Here is a 16701-nt window from a genome sequence, read left to right as displayed (position 1 = left end):
TTAGGCGATTTTTACTTTTAACGATATGTCTAAATTGTTACTGATTGTGAGCCTTTTGCTATCGACGCTGCCAACACATGCTCAACGCGATACGCTGATTACTATTACCACATCGGCAGGTCTTCAATTCGACCAGAAACGTTTGGTTATCAAGCCAAACTCGCGATTGCGACTCATTTTTCGAAACAAAGATGACATGGCTCATAATCTCGTTGTAACGCGACCTAACTCGCGGTTACGCGTGGTGGAGTTCGCACTGGCTTTGGGCAATAAAGGACCGGCTCAGCATCATGTTCCTATTATCGACGATGTACTCGCTCATACCGTAAGCGTGGAACCGGGCAATATCGATTCTCTGGTCGTTACGCTGCCCGAAGGAGCTTATCCGTTCGTGTGTACCTACCCCGGTCATGGTTCTGTTATGTATGGAATTATCTACGCCACCAACGAACCAAAACGACTTCCGCCACTAAATGATGATCTGAACATCCCCAATCCTGACCGTATTGCCGAAGCCAGTCATCAACATCATCAACCCGCCAATCATCCTTATGCGCTAACACTCCCCGCTGTTTATCGCACGTTTATGCCCGATTGTGGGCCGGCAGCGATTGCCGTTGGCCTGCCCGGTTCCGAAGGTGGCCAATCCTACGTATTCGATGCAGGACAATGTCGCCTACGTTATGCCTGGTCGGGTGGGTTTGTCGATAACGCGGAGCAATGGGATGGTAAAGGTCAGCGATTGACGAAGATTGTTGGGGAAATTTATTATCGGGATACAGGTGGTTTTCCCTGGAAGATAGGGTCAGGCACGCAACAGGCTCCTCAATTCAAAGGCTATCAATTAGTAAATCGGTATCCTGAGTTCCGCTATAGTATTAATGGGGTCGAAATTCGTGAACTTATCAAACCACTGTCTACCGGGCGAGGTCTTGTACGAACCTTTGCGTTCAGCCCAACTAAACAAGCTATTACGCTCATAACCACTGCCCAACCCGGTATTCGATTACGACCATCTATTGGCCAGTTAAAGAACGGGGAAGTTCGACTTCCTGCTGGCACCCGTCAATTCACCCTAACAATGTCAAAATGATGTAGGCTGTAAGGTATATGATGTATGATATAGCTGACGCAAAATAGAAATACATTCCATATCCTACGTACATCATACATCCAATATCATATACACTTTATGCTTGCCTCTCTGCTCCTCTCCGCGCTGCTAACTGTCTTTCCGACAGATACTATTTCCGATTATTATGAGGTTGAGACGATTCCTACTCCGCCCGGTTTGGTGGCTGAAACGGGTGGTCTTTCATTTCTGCCTGATGGGCGAATGGCAGCCTGTTTTCACCGGGGTGAAGTGATGCTTTATAACCCCAAAACCAAAATCTGGAAACTCTTTGCCGAGGGATTACATGACCCTTTGGGCGTAATAGCAATCAATAATAGGGAACTGCTGGTTATTCAACGACCCGAACTCACTCGCCTGACTGATACTAATGGCGACGGTCTGGCAGACAAGTATGAGACTGTTACTGACCAATTTGGCATGTCGGGGAATTATCATGAGTTTGCTTTTGGGCCTGTTCGCGATGCCAAAGGGAATATATATATCAGTCTGAATACAGCATCTAATGGCGCGGGGATTCGCGACGAAGTTCGGGGGCAATATGATGCGCTCGGTCGGCAGGGCAGGATGTATGCTTGTGTGCCTTACCGAGGATGGGTTATGCAACTGACACCCGATGGAAAGCTAAAGCCTTACGCCTGTGGATTTCGGTCGCCCAATGGGCTTGGTTTCGACGCGCAGGGACGTTTATTCGTGACCGACAATCAGGGCGACTGGCTAGGTACCAGCAAACTGTTTCATGTTGAAGAAGGTAAATTTTATGGACATCCAACCAGCTTAGTCTGGCGGCCCGGTTTCCCGGATGTAGACCCACTCACATTGTCCGTAAAAAGCCTCGATAGTATGCGTACGGTGGAAAGCATTGCTTTTCCACATGAGTTGATGGCGCATTCACCTACACAAATTGTACTGGATAATACAGGTGGAAAATTCGGTCCATTTGCCAATCAGCTATTTGTGGGCGATATGGATTTTGCCCATTTGCTACGTATCCTGCCCGATGAGGTTGATGGGCAGATTCAGGGAGCGTGTGTGCCGTTTTATAGCAAGGCGGGCTCAAAGGGTGTTGCTATGCGGATTGGCAATAATCGGCTGGCTTTTGCTCCTGATGGTAGCTTATATCTGGGACAAACCGATCATGGCTGGCTGGGAGCAAAGGGTATTCAACGATTACGTTATAAAGCAGGCTCAGGTGTTCCACTCGATATTATGGCCATGAAATTAACCCCCAATGGTTTTAATCTGACATTCACGCAACCCATCGATGAAGCGACTGCCCGTGATCTGACGAATTATAACTTTCGGAGTTATTATTACGAGTATCACCGCGCTTATGGCTCTCCACAAATGGATGTTCAGGCAGTGCCTGTTTCGTCTATCCAACTTTCCGCCGATCGAAAAACGGTTTCCTTGACCCTAGGAGGGCTAAAATCTAACCGCATTTATGAGCTAACATTAGGTAATTTACAGGCAAATAATGGGCAGAAAAAGTTGATGAATCACCTGGTATGTTATACCTTGAATCGGCTAATGAAGTAACTGATAGCTTCTACTAGTATGACCCCTTCAGGGTCAAATGTTTATAGAGAATAACTTTCTATAAACATTTGACCCTGAAGGGGTCATAGACTAATTGAGTTCCTTACAATTTACGCGTTACCCAGTGTCCGCTCAGGCTCGTTTGAGCGAGTAGCCGGAACGGTTTCGTCAGTTGTGCTGGTAGTCCAATCAGGGTTACCCTCTCCGTTGTTTACAGGTGGCTGCCCCCAGGAAGCCCGTTTCGACTCCTCGATATCTTCATTGGTAATGCCGTTCTCCTGATCCGCTTCGGCAGCTACAGCGTCTGCTTCGGTCACATCGCCCGGAACATCGGTATCGTTACTGGCGGCTACACGAGAGGGTAGCTCATTATCCAGATTTTTGTCGTTTAGTTGTGCCAACGCTGGGGGAATACCCATTGTGTTGTGCATTGCCTGAGCCGCAAATGACTCAGTGCTTTCTTTGCGGGATTTGCTACTTACGCTCATAACGTTGTTTTATTTAGTGTTGAGAAAGAAAAGTTAATATGTAGGTTTATTATTCAGATCGGTGCCAGTCTCGGCAACTTCTTCTTCGCGCTCTTTTTGAGTCTCATCTTTTGAAGAGGCTTTTTTAGTATCGTTCTGCTTTTTGGCAGCTTCCTCCGCTTTGGGCACCGGAACTTCGTCAGCAGAAGCATAATCGTCAGGACCATGTGTCGTTACATCCACCATAGCCGTATTTGTCTTTGCTTCATCGGCGACTGCACTAGTTAGACCCTCTTCTGTTAATTCAAGCGTACTGTTGGCATTATCTCCCATACGCAGTACGCCGTTTTTGGTATCCATATCTGTGCTGGCAATGCCTCGTTCATTCCGGCCATCCTGACTTCCCCGAACCTGTCGGCTGTCAAGACCATTGGCTGAATTTTCCTGATCGTATTGGTTACGATTATCAGATTCAGATCTGTCGACGGCGGTATCGTCAGAACCAAATGGACCATTTGTCCGGCCGTTTAGTTGAGCATTATCATGGTCTATATCTTTTTCGTCTTTCATGGCGTTGAGTCGGCTAATTTTATAGAATAACTTCGTATTAGGCAAAAAGTTTGGGAGCGGGTAGCGAGTCTATTCGACTGTGACAATCTTCTTTGATCATTATTCGTCTGCGCCTTCTGTACGCCTGCTTCTGTCGGATTCTCTACCGAAAAATTAATATAGCTACCGAAAAATATACATTAGACTAGGCCTGCTATGATTTTAATAAGAATAGCGCTTACTTTCTATTAGAATCTGTTACATAACCGGATTTAATCACTTCATAACCAGCATCATTACAGACAAAATGCTGACGATTAAATCTGGTCTGACCTAGATCTTGTTAGCCGCTCTGGCATTACATATAGATAGTAAATTTAATAGTTGGATAAAGCGTAATGCAGAAAGCGGCCCGATCATATCGGCCCGCTTTTTTTATGGGGTAGTCTATGCGTAGCATAAAAAAAGAGGCCATCGTACGATGGCCTCTTTTTTATAAATAAACTGTTAGAATTAGCTAACTAGTCAACGTCCCAGAACAGTTTAGTAGCAAATACATCTACAGTACCTTGTGCAGTCACATTTGCTACGTTTGAACCAGCCTCTGTATTCGGATAGAAGAGACGCGTAGGACGCTTGGTATCAGGAACCTGAATACTTTGTGGCGTAACCGGTAGGTTTGTCCGGCGGTATTCAGCCCAGGCTTCCAGACCATTGAAGTTCGTCAAGGCAATCCATTTCTGGATGGCAATAGCTGCCAGTTTATCCGTTGACGAATCAAAGTCATAGTTTTCAATCTTGCTACCTTTAAACGCAGCAGCACCGGCAGTGTTAGCCCCCAACACACGGAACGACTGAACGATGCCTTCTTCAAAATAAGCCTTAGCCGTATTAGGTAGGGTCACATCTGAGTACCGTTGTTTAGCTTCTGCCAGCAGGAACTGAACTTCTGATGCAGTCATGAGAACGTATGGCCGATTATAGTCACCTTTTACCAACAGGCTTGGTCCTACTGATGAGGTATTTGCTGGTAAATAACCAGAGCTGGCTCCAAATGGTGTTCCTACGTAGTTGGCGGCAATTTCAGCTTTGGTACTTACGCCAGGTGTGTTACCATTTTCGCCACCAGCGGCATAAGCAATCCGCTTCAGTCGAAGAGTATCACCTGCGGCTTTCAGTCCGTCGATCAAGAACTTCGTTGGACGAGGGAAGTTATTCAACGCACGTTTAGCACCAGTGGCATCATAACCCCAGCGGTCATAAACTGGGTTCAACTGTCCTGCCGCTGGTTGGAAGAACGATGGGCCTCCAATACTAGCCTCATATCCCGTAAGAAAGCCTGAGCCTTCGGTCACAATCTTGTTGATTTCAGTCTTGATATACGCATCACTACCTGCCACTTTAGATTGACGAATCAATATCCGCATCTTGAGTGAGTTCGCAAACTGAACCCATTTCGTAATGTTACCACCGAAAGCAATATCTGAAGTACCATAGCTGCCGCTAAACGCATTAGCTTTCAAATCAACAATCGCTTCATCAAGCAATGTGATTAACGACGCATAAATCGCTTTCTGATCATCAAATTTTGGCGCTAGTACAGCAGCACCCTTCAGCGCATCTGTATAAGGCAAATTACCATACAGATCAACCATCTGCTGATACAGCATGGCTTTCATCACCTTAGAAGGTCCTTTTAAGAACTTCTGGTTATTAGCATCGGCATTGTTGATCACATACTGATAATCTTGCAGATTGTCATAATAACCATCCCAATAGTTGAAATCACCATTGGTGAACTGGTAGGCAAATTGGGTAGTAACAATAATGTACCCGTTTCCCTGGGTCCACTGACCGGCCCAGTAAAAACCAAGTTCATTTGAACCCTGCCCGTTTGTATTTCCCGCTATGTTCGTCGCTGTAGTGTTCAGCGCATTTGTAAATACATAGTTTGGTGATGAAGTTGGCAACTGGTTTGGGTTCGTGTTAATATCCAGAAATTGCTTGGTATTGCAACTACTACCACCCAATGCCACTAAAGCAGCTATAATTAGTGATTTGAATTTCATATTAGTTCTGTGTTGCTTTTTACTAGAATGTCAGGTTGATGTTTACACCGTACTGGCGTACTGGGGGAGTTTGACCCGTCGTATTGATACCAATACCAACAGATGAGTTCGTTGTAGGTACTGCAGTGGCCTGGCTACCTGGTGCAGGGTTACCCTGATAACTGAATTCAGGATCTGTATAGTAGTTCAGCTTGTCTACGATTGTGATCAAATTCCGCCCATAGACTGCAATACTGGCGCCGGAGAAAATCTTCGTTTTACCCAGCAGGCTTTGTGGTAAACGATACGACAGGTTAATGTCCCGGAGTTTGATGAACCAGGCTGGTGTAACAAAGGCCTCTGAAATTAACCGGTAGTTATCTACCCACAGAGAATATTCAGCTTCACGAACGTTCGTCGTGTTAGGCGACACACTGCCATCGGCATTCAGAATGGCCGAGTTCGGGAAAACGTGAGGAGCACGATCTTCAGTCCATTTACCCGTTCCGGTGAAAGTCATCTGACGGCCCAAGTCACTGAACATTACGTTACCACCCCGATACTCGAAGTTAAACGTAAAGCCGAAGTTACCATATTCCATTTTGGAACCTAAACCAGCAATGTGACGAGGTAGAACACCACCCCGAGGCAATAACGACGTATTACGTAATGGGTAACCTGTCGTTGCGTTTGCCAGAATGCGGCCAGAATTATCTGGAGCATACTGATAGCCATCTGTTTTCAGGATCGGGAAACGGGAATCTTTGATTACGTTGGTATTGGCGTACGAGAAACCACCAATCTGGAATTCGTTGATACCTGGATAGAGGTCAACAACTTTGTTGTCGTTGTACGAGTAACGAACACTAGCATCCCATGAGAATTTACCACCTCTGGCAATCAAATACTTCAATTCAGCTTCATAACCCCAGTTCTTGGTTTCACCAACGTTAATCAGCAGGTTACTGAAACCTGTTGAGTTAGGAACCCGAACCGTAATGACCTGTCCTTTTGACGTTTGCGTGTAAGCCGATACATCAATATTGATGCGGTTGTTCAGCAATTGGAATTCACCCCCAATTTCGGAAGAATAAACCGTTTCAGGTTTGAGGTTGGGATCAGGTAGAACGTTACCAACTGTTAGACCAACCGTGTTACCATAAGGGAATCCAGTTCCGTTTGGATAGGTCAGATCTAAGCCGTATAACGGAATGTTGTCGTTAGCGTTTTTGTTATAGTTAGCCCGTAACTTAAAATAGTTCAGGAACTCACTCTTGATGCTTGGGAAAGCGTCGGTGGCAATAAACGAAACGGCTGCTCCATAATACGGATATGACCAGAAGTTAGACGCACGAGTTGGCTTGTAGAACTTAGACGTCTGATCGAAGCGGAACGAACCGTTCAAAATCAGGAAGTTCTTATAGTTCATCGTCAAGTCAGCATAATAGCCCAAACGGCGCTCTTGAGTAAGAATCTGACCACCTGTCAGGATACCTTGCCGGTTCGATACGTTATATACATCGGGAACCACGATGGAGCTTGATCCTACAGCAATATTGTTAGTGGTGCGCTGATACAAGCTGTTACCCAAAATCAATCGATTTGACAACGGACCAAAATCCTTCGCTAACTGAATCTGGAATTCGTTGTTAATGACATTTTCTGTACCCGAATAGTCCATTACAGAACCTGGAATATCTGTAATGGCCCGATAGATACCTGTGCCATCACCATCCCGATAGAAGGGAGCCGGGATATAGGATTTGGTTTTAGCCCAGTCAGAATACGTAAACTTACCAGTCGTATTTTTACCCGTCCGTGAGTTGTTCATAACACCCACCCGGTTCGTGAACGACAGCCAGTTGGTTGCTTTGAGCGTAAGGTTCAAGTTACCGTTCAGGTTGGCATCCTTGTAGTTCAACCGGTTGTTATCGGCCTCAAAATAGGGGTTGTTATAATAATCGTTATAAAAGCCATTCGGATTCGCCAGCGGATTGTTCCGCCAATCGCGCAAGTCACTCAGGGGTAAGTTGGCTGGCTGATTCAGTACGTTATTATAGAAGTCTGACGACGTACGATTATATACACCCTGTACATAGCCTGCGTTAAAGCTGGCAGTCAGTTTACCATACTCTTTCGTAGCCGACAGACGTGTACCTGTACGGACACTCTTGTCATTCGGAACAATACCATTTACCGACTGATTCTCAATCGACATGTAGAACGAACTCGTTTCATCGCCACCCTGGAAATTGACCTGGTTATTCACCGAAACGCCTGTATTAAAGGCTTTCCGGCGCGCATCTGGAACTGCTGAATACGGAATCAGGAGCTGGCTACCATCTTCGGCAGTACGTCCCTGAATCCGGATTGAACCATCAAAAGGATCTCCAAACTGCTGGTTTTCGTAGGCGCGCCAGTTATCTTTCATACGCTGCAGATAATCGGTCTGATACCCTGTTGTACCGAATGCAGTAGCATAGTGCGAGCCAGAGCCGTATTTATCCTGAATCTGAGGAAGGAAGCTGATTTGTTCAAAGTTCGTACTGTTTGAATACGACACTTTCAACTTGCCTTTTGCGCCCTTTTTGGTTGTAATGATCAGGGCTCCATTGATACCTGATGATCCATACAGCGTAGCTGCCTGACCACCTTTCAGAATGGAAACACTCTCAATGTCATTGGGGTTGATCGTAGACAAGACGGTCGAAGTCGTCTGCATACCATCAAGTACGACCAGAGCTTCGTTATTACCGGTTAGAGAGCGATAACCACGCAAAACGATTTTCACGGCTGGATCAACGCTGTTGTTAACGTTATAGACGGCCAGACCAGTTACTTTTCCGGAAAGAGCCTGCGCTAATTGCGGAGACCGGCCAACGGTTACGTCTTCGGTAGCTACTTTAGAAATAGCGTACCCAATTTCCCGCTGATTTTTCCGAATACCCTGGGCCGTTACCACAATTTCCTGAAGCTGTGAAGCATCAGGTTTCAGCGCAAGATTAACAGAACTCTGATTCTCAATCTTAACACTTTCGGTAGCAAAACCAATAAAGCTTACTTGCAATACGTCACCTTTTGTTGCATTAATCTGGAAGGTACCGTCTGAACTAGTCGTTGTTCCCTGATTCGTTCCTTTAAGAAGGATAGTAACACCTGGCAGGGGAGAGCCGTCTTCTGATGAAGTGATCTTTCCAGTGATGGCCCTGTTTTGAGCAAGCAATGGAATAGCGAAAAAACACAGTAAGAGCTGTGTTAGTAAAAATTTACGCATAGAACGTTGTTTTAAGTTAAGAAGTGATACTTAAGTATAAAAACTAAATCAAATTTATTAAAAAAACATTAAACACAACATTTTTTCAAATTCATAAAACAATCAACTAAAAAGCACATACTTTCTCATTAGCAAAATATTATTTGGCAATTTTCAATAAGTACATATTTTCTTTTCAAAATAAAGATTAAATTATATTTTTTATTCTTTAATTATAATTTAACACACATATCAATTCACATTAAAATAAGTAAAAAACTGGTGACCTAGACCACCCATTTTCTTCTTAGAGCTGTTATTACTTCCTGAAAGCTGATTTTCAGGTAGAAAAACGGTTTTCAGTGCATAGCTCACAATTATTATAAAATAACTAGAAAATACTGACATTCGATATAATATATAGATTATATCGAAATAATGAGAATTATCTATCAATATAATCCTTACTATCGTTATCTCCCGTAGCTTCTACCTTAAGTATAATCACCTAAAAATACAATTCCTTCAATCCATAAATCGGGCAAATAACTGGTTTGTCAGCTGGTTTTTTTTCAAGCAGATCGGCCTTATATTACCAGCTTATTACCATATCTTGGCATTAAAACAGGATAAATTTTACATTTCTTAACTTTATTATTTCACAATTTTTCCATCAACACATATGAGAAAAATTCTAATTGGAAGCTGGTTACTTTCGCTCCTTTTCTGCTTGCCATTATTGGCTCAGGATGCGGCTGTAACAGGGCGCGTGACTTCGTCAGACGATGGGTCTGGTCTGCCAGGTGTGAGTGTCGTCGTTAAAGGTGCCAGTCGAGGTACAACCACCGATGTAAACGGGAATTACCGAATCAATGTGGGAGCTAACACAACCTTAACATTCTCATTTGTTGGATTCAAATCTCAGGACGTCGTTGTGGGTAGTCAAAGCACAATCAATGTTGTTTTAGCTGCGGATGCATCAACACTAAATGAAGTGGTCGTCACGGGTTTTGGTATTCAGCGTACAGAACGGGAGATCGGGACGTCAATTGCCCGAATCAGCAATGCTCAAATTACTCAGGCAGCCCCTATTAATGTGGCGAATGGATTAACCGCCAAGGTTTCTGGTCTTCAAATCAGCACGACCAACAACGGTGTGGGAGCGGGTGTCCGACTTACTTTACGGGGTAACCGGTCCTTTCTCGGTAATAACCAGGCTTTATTGATTGTTGATGGTGTTATATCAGACATCACCTTCTTAACATCTATTAACCCAAATGATATTGAAAATACAACTGTACTAAAAGGACCCAGCGCAGCAGCTCTATACGGATCAGATGCATCCAATGGAGCCCTCATCATTACGACAAAACGGGGCGCTCAAAACAACAAACCTCAGATTACCTACACGAATAACACGCAGTTCGAGAGCATTTCATACATGCCCGGACTACAGACTCAATTTGGAGCGAATGGCGGAGAAGGCGTTCCGTTTTTCGACCGCAACTACGCGCGTACGTATGTTCCTTACGAAAACCAGCAGTTCGGAAGCCCTTTCGATGGATCGATTCAACCGCTTGGTTATGGTGTTCAGATCCGGGACGCCAACGGAAATGTTCGGCTCGATACGCTGAAAGTTCCCTATTCAGCCCCATCTAAAGATCCTCGTAAGGCGTTTTTCAATACGGGCGTTACACAGCAGCACGACATTTCGTACCGCATCGGCGATAATCTGAATTATTTCGGGTTGAGCTTACAGCGGGTGGATCAGAAAGGTGTTGTGCCGAATGATAAGTATCAGCGAACCAACATCAGTATTAAAGGTGGCCGAGCCGTCGATAAGTTTACTGCGAATGCAGGTGTGCAGTTCTCCTATCAGAATACTAATACGGAGAATGGCGACTTTAATCAGAACCGCCCTGTATACTGGAACGTCCTGAATCAGCAGCCACAGGCACCGTTGAATAGCTATCCGCTCAACGATATTACGTCTCCTTATGGTGATGTAAATGGCTATTACAATGCTTATTATCCAAATCCATACTGGCAGATAACGGGCGACAATTCGCGAAAAATTACAGATCTATATACCATCCAAGGATCGGCAGATGTAGCCTATAAATTCACCAATTGGCTGAGTGTATTGTATCGGGTTGGTGGCCAAGTTTATAACTCTCAGCTGAAAGCGCATATTGCCGACGTAACGTTTTCTGATTATGCCACTGGCGACCCCTGGGAAGCAGGCAACATTGCTTCATCGGCGGGTGGTCATACCAATGCCAGCGTGCAGGATGCCACTCAGTTAAAAACACGCTTCACGGGCGACCTGCTCGTTACTCTGAGCCCTACATTTGGCGATTTCTCAACCAAACTGATTCTGGGTCAACAGACGCGGCAGGAGTACTTACGAACCACGTACGACTATGCCGGTGCACTTGTTGTACCGGGTACATATAACGTTGCCAACCGATTGGGGAATGCTACGCTGGCGGAATACAGCAGCCAAAGCCGATTACAGGGTGTATTTGGTGACCTTACGCTGGGCTACAAAAATGCGTTATTCGTTCACGCAACGGGTCGCAATGACTGGACTTCTCTATTAGCTCCCAGCAATCGTTCGTTCTTTTACCCAAGCGTCGATGCGTCGGTGGTGTTAACCGAATTGATTCCGGCCCTGAAAAGCAATAGCGTGCTTAGCTACGCCAAAATTCGGGGAGGTTTGTCTAAAGTAGGCCAGGTAAACGTTGCTCCTTACCAACTGCAAAATGTGTTTAATCCGGGTACAGGCTTCCCATTCGGTAGTCAGGCAGGTTTTGAACAGAGCAATCAGCAGAATGATCCGAACCTGAAACCCGAGTTTACCAACAGTCGGGAAGTGGGTATTGAGTTGGGTTTATTTGACCGGTTCAATTTCGAAGCCGTTTATTACAACACGCTGACTACGAATCAGACTGTACCGATCGGCATATCGCAGGCAACAGGCTACTCTACAGCTTTGATCAACACAGGCACGATGAAAAATCAGGGCTTTGAGCTGGATTTGCGTACGATACGTCCGTTAGTAAATGCAGGTGGTTTTACGTGGGATCTTAACGCAAATTTCACCTACCTGGAAAGCAAGGTAACTGATTTGTATCAGGATCTTCCTCGTATCAATATCCCCTACGGAAGTGATCCATACCGGCCGAACCTGGCTGGCGGAGCGTCAAATGTATACGCAGCCAAGGGGTATGCCTATCCAGCTTTGTTTGTCAGCGACATTCAACGCGTCCAGTCAACCGATCCGAAAGCACCTAACTACGACCCATCCGGACAGTACGCTGGCCGACCTGTAGTTGATGCTACGGGTTATCCTATTCTGGACCCAACGCTCAAGTATGCCGGTACAACGCAGCCTAAATACCGCTTCGGCCTGACGAATACGTTTAAGTTCAAAGGTCTGACGTTATCGGCGGTTGTTGAGTATCGTGGTGGCGCTGTCATCTACAATGCCCTCGGCAATGCGCTCGAATTTACAGGAGCTGGTATTCGGTCAACCTATGCAGGCCGGCAGAATTTCGTGTTCCCAAATTCGGTACTGGTGACCAACAACCCAGATGGTACTACAGCCAGTGTTACGCCCAATACGAACGTGACCACTAAAGATGGCAACCTGGTTTTCTGGACAAACTCGGGCTACCATAACGCAGCTTCCAGCTACGTAACAAGCGCTGACTTCTGGAAACTTCGTGAGGTAGTTCTGAGCTACAACATTCCGAGCCGGATTATCAATTACACCAAGTTTATTAAGTCGCTAAATATTGCGCTGACAGGTCGGAATCTGATTATGCTACGTCCCAAAACGAACGTATTTACAGATCCTGAGTTCTCTGGGGGCTCCAATGCCAATGATACCAGCAATGCAGTTGGTACAACAACTGAATATCAGACGCCACCGACGCGTCTCTATGGATTCCGGCTCAGTTTTGGTTTTTAAGAACTTAATCAGCAAACAACAATGATTCATATAAAACGACTGACAGCCGGTATGCTGGCTGTACTGCTGGCTGTAGTAGCTGGCTGCAAAAGCGATTACCTCGACGTTAATAACAACCCAAACCAGGTTACGGCAGCTACTCCACAATTGGTTTTGCCTGATGCGCTGGCTACTACGGGTTGGTATCTTACCGGCAATGCGCCTAGTGGGGCCGCAGGTAGCTTCTATTTCCTGAATTTGTGGATGGGGTACTGGAACTGGAGTGGTAACTATTCGATTGCCACATCGGATAAAAACTATCAGTTCACGCAAGGTTTCAATAACAGTGTCTGGACGAGCGCTTACCTCAACCTGAAAAACTATAATTATGTAGATACTCAGGCAGCTGCACTAGGACAACCCCTTTTGCAGGGTATGGCAAAAATCATGAAAGCCCTGCATTTCCAGCTTCTGGTGGATACCTACGGCGATATACCTTATACTTCTGCTTTGCAGGGTACGGGTAATATTCTGCCTAAATATGACAAGGCGCAGGACATTTACGACGATCTGTTTAAGCAAATTGACGCTGGGATAGCGCTGCTAGGCAAAGGAGATGGTACCCTTAATCCAGGTGCAAATGACATCATGTTTCAGGGTGATATCAATAAGTGGCTCAAGTTTGCCAATACCCTTAAACTACGCATGCTGCTTCGTCAGTCGGAGAAAACCGATCGGGCTTCGTTCATCCAAACGCAGTTGGCAACTATTAAAGCATCGGGCAATGGCTTCTTAGGTGCAGGTGAAAACGCGAGTGTAAGTCCAGGTTACACAAACTCGCAAAACATGCAGAATCCGTTATACGGTGCGTTTTATGCGATCAATGGTAATCCAACAACGCTCAATAACCAGTATAAAGGGAATTTGTACGGAATCACGTTTTACAAGAGCACCAACGATCCTCGCCTGGGTGCCTATTACAGACCAGTAGCAGGAACGACAACTACCTTCAACGGTACTCTTTTTGGTACTACGGATGTGTTGGTAAATAGTCTGGTTTCAGATGTTGGGCCGGGCATATTGAAGAGTGTCGATCAACGCTCGCCGATTCTGCAATCGCACGAAAGTCTGTTTATGCAGGCAGAAGCAGCACAACGGGGCTGGATCACGGATGATCCCAAAACTTTGTACCAGTCAGCAATTACGGAGTCATTCATCAATGTAGGACGTACAGCTGCTGAAGCAACCACTTACTATTCACAAGCGGGCTTGAATGACGTAAACTGGGATGCATCGACCAATAAGATCGAAGCGATTATTACGCAGAAATGGGCTTCAGAAAATGGGACAGCACCCTTTGAAGCCTGGTCGGATTATCGCCGGTTGGGCTTACCAGCTGCTGTTCCTATCTCGCAGGACCCAAGCACAACGGTGAAGCAAATCCCGCTTCGGTTGCTTTATCCGACTTCGGAATACAGCAATAACGCAGCTAACGTAGCTGCTCAGGGCACCATTAATCAGTTTACGAGCAAAATCTTCTGGGAGAAGTAATGCCTAACCAAAACAAGCAAACAACCATGAACAAGTTATTTCATATTATCGTGGCCGCGAGTTTGGCAGTTGGACTGACTTCGTGCCTTAAAGACGACGAACACTTTGTCGATTTCGCCAGTGCTGGCTACGTAGCCGAAATTCCTTATGTAGCCAACCGGAGCATCCTAAAAACGGTGGCCGTATCAGCCACCAGTACATCGCTTGTGGCTCCGGTCGACATTAATATTGCGTCGCCTAATCCACCATCTCAGGATGTCCCGGTAACGGTAGCCATCGATCAGGCAGCTTTGACGGCGTATAACACGGCCAACAAAACAAATTATACGATTCCGCCAGCAGCCGCTTTCCAGTTAACGAATCCGATGGTGACGGTTACGGCAGGTCAGCGTATTGCTACAGTAAATGTTAATTTCGTAGGTACACAAGTACCTGCAACGGGTGGTCCTTACGCGATACCTATTAGCATTACAACGGTGCCCAGCAATGTGGTCATCAGTGCAAATTACCATACGCAAATTCTGGTCGTTTCATTGACGAAGTAACAGTTTATCAATGTTCTCGCTTGGCTTTGCCAAGCGAGAACTGAAGAAATCTAAAATGGAAAAGCCTTTCCGCGAACGCGGAAAGGCTTTTCCATTTTAGATTTCTAATTAAGCAACTATCTCGTTAGTAACCGTTTCCGGTTTGGGCTGCCCGGTTAACTCAGCCAGGAGTTCTTTTACATTGACGGTTGCAAAACTGCTGGCGTAATCGGCCATTGCGTACGGAATAATCAATTCTTCGTTATTGATAAGGCCGCCACAGCTATAAACCACGTTTGGTACGTAGCCTTCCCGCTCGTTTTCGTCGGGGCTGAGAATCGGTTCGACGGTTCGACCAATTACTTTACTGGGATCGTTCAGATCGAGCAGGAAAGCACCAATGGCATATTTACGCATCGGTCCTACACCGTGACTCAGCACCAGCCAGCCCGCTTCTGTTTCAATAGGCGAACCACAATTACCTAACTGCACATACTCCCAATGATAGGTTGGTTTCAGCAAGATGTCTTTGGTCTGCCAGAAATACAGATCATCGGAATACATCAGGTAAATATTTTCCCCATCCTGGCGAGAAATCATAGCATATTTCCCATTGACTTTGCGTGGGAATAGGGCCATACCCTTGTTCGAAACTTCGGCCCCATTGAGTGTGCTGACACTGAAATGAGTGAAATCTTTGGTTTCGAGCAGTTGCGGAAATGTTACTCGCCCATTATAGGCTGTATAGGTCGCATAGTAGGTTATCTGCCCATTTTCGTCCGTAAACTGCACAAAACGGGCATCTTCAATCCCGTTCGTTTCATTCGGTGAATTGGGAAAAATGCAGCGCTCGTCTAAACTCTGGTCATCATCAAAGTGAACTTCGTAGTTCGACTTGGCTAAGGCCAACAAACCGCTCGCAATGGTCTCATACTCCGCGTTATAGCGAAACTGTGCTGAGACTCGTTTAATCTGGGCTTCAAGTTCGAGTAAACTAAATTCGTCGCCCAGGCCCGCCATCATTTTTTCCTGAATACTGTTTTCCAGCCGCAATTCATACAATTTGCGCTCAAATACAGCTCGATTAAATACATGATTGGGCACCATGTCGGGCGATGTCACATAACGGGATGGTTTCCTCAATACGATTTTTCCGCTTTCATCGATATAGCCCATTCGAAACGAAATCGACGAAACGTGGCCCTCCCCTGTTGCGCGCAGGCTCAGAATAAATCGTTTATAACCCGGCGGTACATTGCTTTGATCTGGATGCCAGATCATGGATGGATTGAACAGCGCAGCCGATTCGAGCGAGTACTCCATGGTGAAGTAGGCACCAAGCAGTAATTTGCGATCTTCGGTTAACGGCTCATCGGTCAGTAATTGCGGCTTAAGCTGCTCAAATCGCTGTAGCAAAAATCGTTCGAGTTTATAATGACGCCCACCAAACTCGCGAATTACTTCGTCAAGCTTTTCTTCAGCTTCTTTATCGGTCATACTGCCGACACGAGCAATAATTTTTAGTGTGCGAGTCGTACTTCCCAGTTCAAATGGGCGAAACAGTACCCGAGTAGGATCGGGCCGCAGAACAATACCTGTTCGGGTGGCTTTTATACTCATCAGTGTCAGTAAGAAGGTGGTCAATCAGACAGTTATCCTATTCTCGGAAAGAGTCTGAGTAAA

General features: G+C 45.6%; 10 protein-coding genes. 5 read left to right on the top strand and 5 right to left on the bottom strand.

Annotation, left to right across the window (positions count from 1 at the left end):
• Positions 1–25 precede the first annotated feature (25 nt).
• Positions 26–1093 (top strand): plastocyanin/azurin family copper-binding protein, encoded by a 1068-nt coding sequence (locus GO755_RS01905; RefSeq protein ID WP_157582874.1) that lies wholly within the window; start codon positions 26–28, stop codon positions 1091–1093.
• 99 nt (positions 1094–1192) lie between these two features.
• On the top strand, positions 1193–2671 hold the full coding sequence (locus tag GO755_RS01900) for a PQQ-dependent sugar dehydrogenase (RefSeq protein WP_157582873.1): 1479 nt from the start codon (positions 1193–1195) through the stop codon (positions 2669–2671).
• Positions 2672–2781: 110 nt separating this feature from the next.
• Here GO755_RS01900 and GO755_RS01895 read toward each other — a convergent pair whose 3' ends face one another.
• From GO755_RS01895 to GO755_RS01880, 4 genes are all read right to left on the bottom strand, one after another.
• Positions 2782–3159: a hypothetical protein gene (locus tag GO755_RS01895; protein WP_157582872.1), complete on the bottom strand. Its 378-nt coding sequence runs from the start codon at positions 3157–3159 to the stop codon at positions 2782–2784.
• A gap of 33 nt (positions 3160–3192) precedes the next feature.
• Positions 3193–3708: a hypothetical protein gene (locus GO755_RS01890; RefSeq protein ID WP_157582871.1), complete on the bottom strand. Its 516-nt coding sequence runs from the start codon at positions 3706–3708 to the stop codon at positions 3193–3195.
• A gap of 500 nt (positions 3709–4208) precedes the next feature.
• Positions 4209–5756 (bottom strand): SusD/RagB family nutrient-binding outer membrane lipoprotein, encoded by a 1548-nt coding sequence (locus tag GO755_RS01885; protein ID WP_157582870.1) that lies wholly within the window; start codon positions 5754–5756, stop codon positions 4209–4211.
• A gap of 22 nt (positions 5757–5778) precedes the next feature.
• Positions 5779–9009, bottom strand: coding sequence for a SusC/RagA family TonB-linked outer membrane protein (locus GO755_RS01880; RefSeq protein ID WP_157582869.1), 3231 nt, complete (start codon positions 9007–9009; stop codon positions 5779–5781).
• Positions 9010–9670: 661 nt separating this feature from the next.
• Here GO755_RS01880 and GO755_RS01875 point away from each other — a divergent pair.
• Genes GO755_RS01875 through GO755_RS01865 form a run of 3 tightly spaced genes read left to right on the top strand, consistent with a single transcriptional unit; the run spans position 9671 to position 15039 of the window.
• Positions 9671–12964 carry a SusC/RagA family TonB-linked outer membrane protein gene (locus GO755_RS01875; RefSeq protein ID WP_157582868.1) on the top strand — a complete coding sequence of 1098 codons (3294 nt, stop codon included), beginning with the start codon at positions 9671–9673 and terminating at the stop codon, positions 12962–12964.
• A gap of 21 nt (positions 12965–12985) precedes the next feature.
• Positions 12986–14494: a SusD/RagB family nutrient-binding outer membrane lipoprotein gene (locus GO755_RS01870; protein ID WP_157582867.1), complete on the top strand. Its 1509-nt coding sequence runs from the start codon at positions 12986–12988 to the stop codon at positions 14492–14494.
• A gap of 26 nt (positions 14495–14520) precedes the next feature.
• Positions 14521–15039, top strand: a complete 519-nt coding sequence (locus GO755_RS01865; protein ID WP_198174728.1) for a DUF1735 domain-containing protein — start codon at positions 14521–14523, stop codon at positions 15037–15039.
• 108 nt (positions 15040–15147) lie between these two features.
• On the opposite strand, the gene GO755_RS01860 is transcribed toward GO755_RS01865, so the two are convergent.
• Positions 15148–16638 (bottom strand): glycoside hydrolase family 130 protein, encoded by a 1491-nt coding sequence (locus GO755_RS01860; protein ID WP_157582865.1) that lies wholly within the window; start codon positions 16636–16638, stop codon positions 15148–15150.
• Between the last annotated feature and the right edge of the window lie 63 nt (positions 16639–16701).

The sequence above is a fragment of the Spirosoma arboris genome (genome assembly GCF_009754945.1).
Classification (GTDB): Bacteria; Bacteroidota; Bacteroidia; order Cytophagales; family Spirosomataceae; genus Spirosoma; species Spirosoma arboris.
This window is presented reverse-complemented; position numbering and strand designations above follow the sequence as displayed.

What these genes read in the sequence shown, in the direction of transcription:
- GO755_RS01905 (WP_157582874.1), top strand. Translation starts at nt 26, where the DNA reads ATGTCTAAATTGTTACTGATTGTGAGCCTTTTGCTATCGACGCTGCCA.
- GO755_RS01900 (WP_157582873.1), top strand. Translation starts at nt 1,193, where the DNA reads ATGCTTGCCTCTCTGCTCCTCTCCGCGCTGCTAACTGTCTTTCCGACA.
- GO755_RS01895 (WP_157582872.1), bottom strand. Translation starts at nt 3,159, where the DNA reads ATGAGCGTAAGTAGCAAATCCCGCAAAGAAAGCACTGAGTCATTTGCG.
- GO755_RS01890 (WP_157582871.1), bottom strand. Translation starts at nt 3,708, where the DNA reads ATGAAAGACGAAAAAGATATAGACCATGATAATGCTCAACTAAACGGC.
- GO755_RS01885 (WP_157582870.1), bottom strand. Translation starts at nt 5,756, where the DNA reads ATGAAATTCAAATCACTAATTATAGCTGCTTTAGTGGCATTGGGTGGT.
- GO755_RS01880 (WP_157582869.1), bottom strand. Translation starts at nt 9,009, where the DNA reads ATGCGTAAATTTTTACTAACACAGCTCTTACTGTGTTTTTTCGCTATT.
- GO755_RS01875 (WP_157582868.1), top strand. Translation starts at nt 9,671, where the DNA reads ATGAGAAAAATTCTAATTGGAAGCTGGTTACTTTCGCTCCTTTTCTGC.
- GO755_RS01870 (WP_157582867.1), top strand. Translation starts at nt 12,986, where the DNA reads ATGATTCATATAAAACGACTGACAGCCGGTATGCTGGCTGTACTGCTG.
- GO755_RS01865 (WP_198174728.1), top strand. Translation starts at nt 14,521, where the DNA reads ATGAACAAGTTATTTCATATTATCGTGGCCGCGAGTTTGGCAGTTGGA.
- GO755_RS01860 (WP_157582865.1), bottom strand. Translation starts at nt 16,638, where the DNA reads ATGAGTATAAAAGCCACCCGAACAGGTATTGTTCTGCGGCCCGATCCT.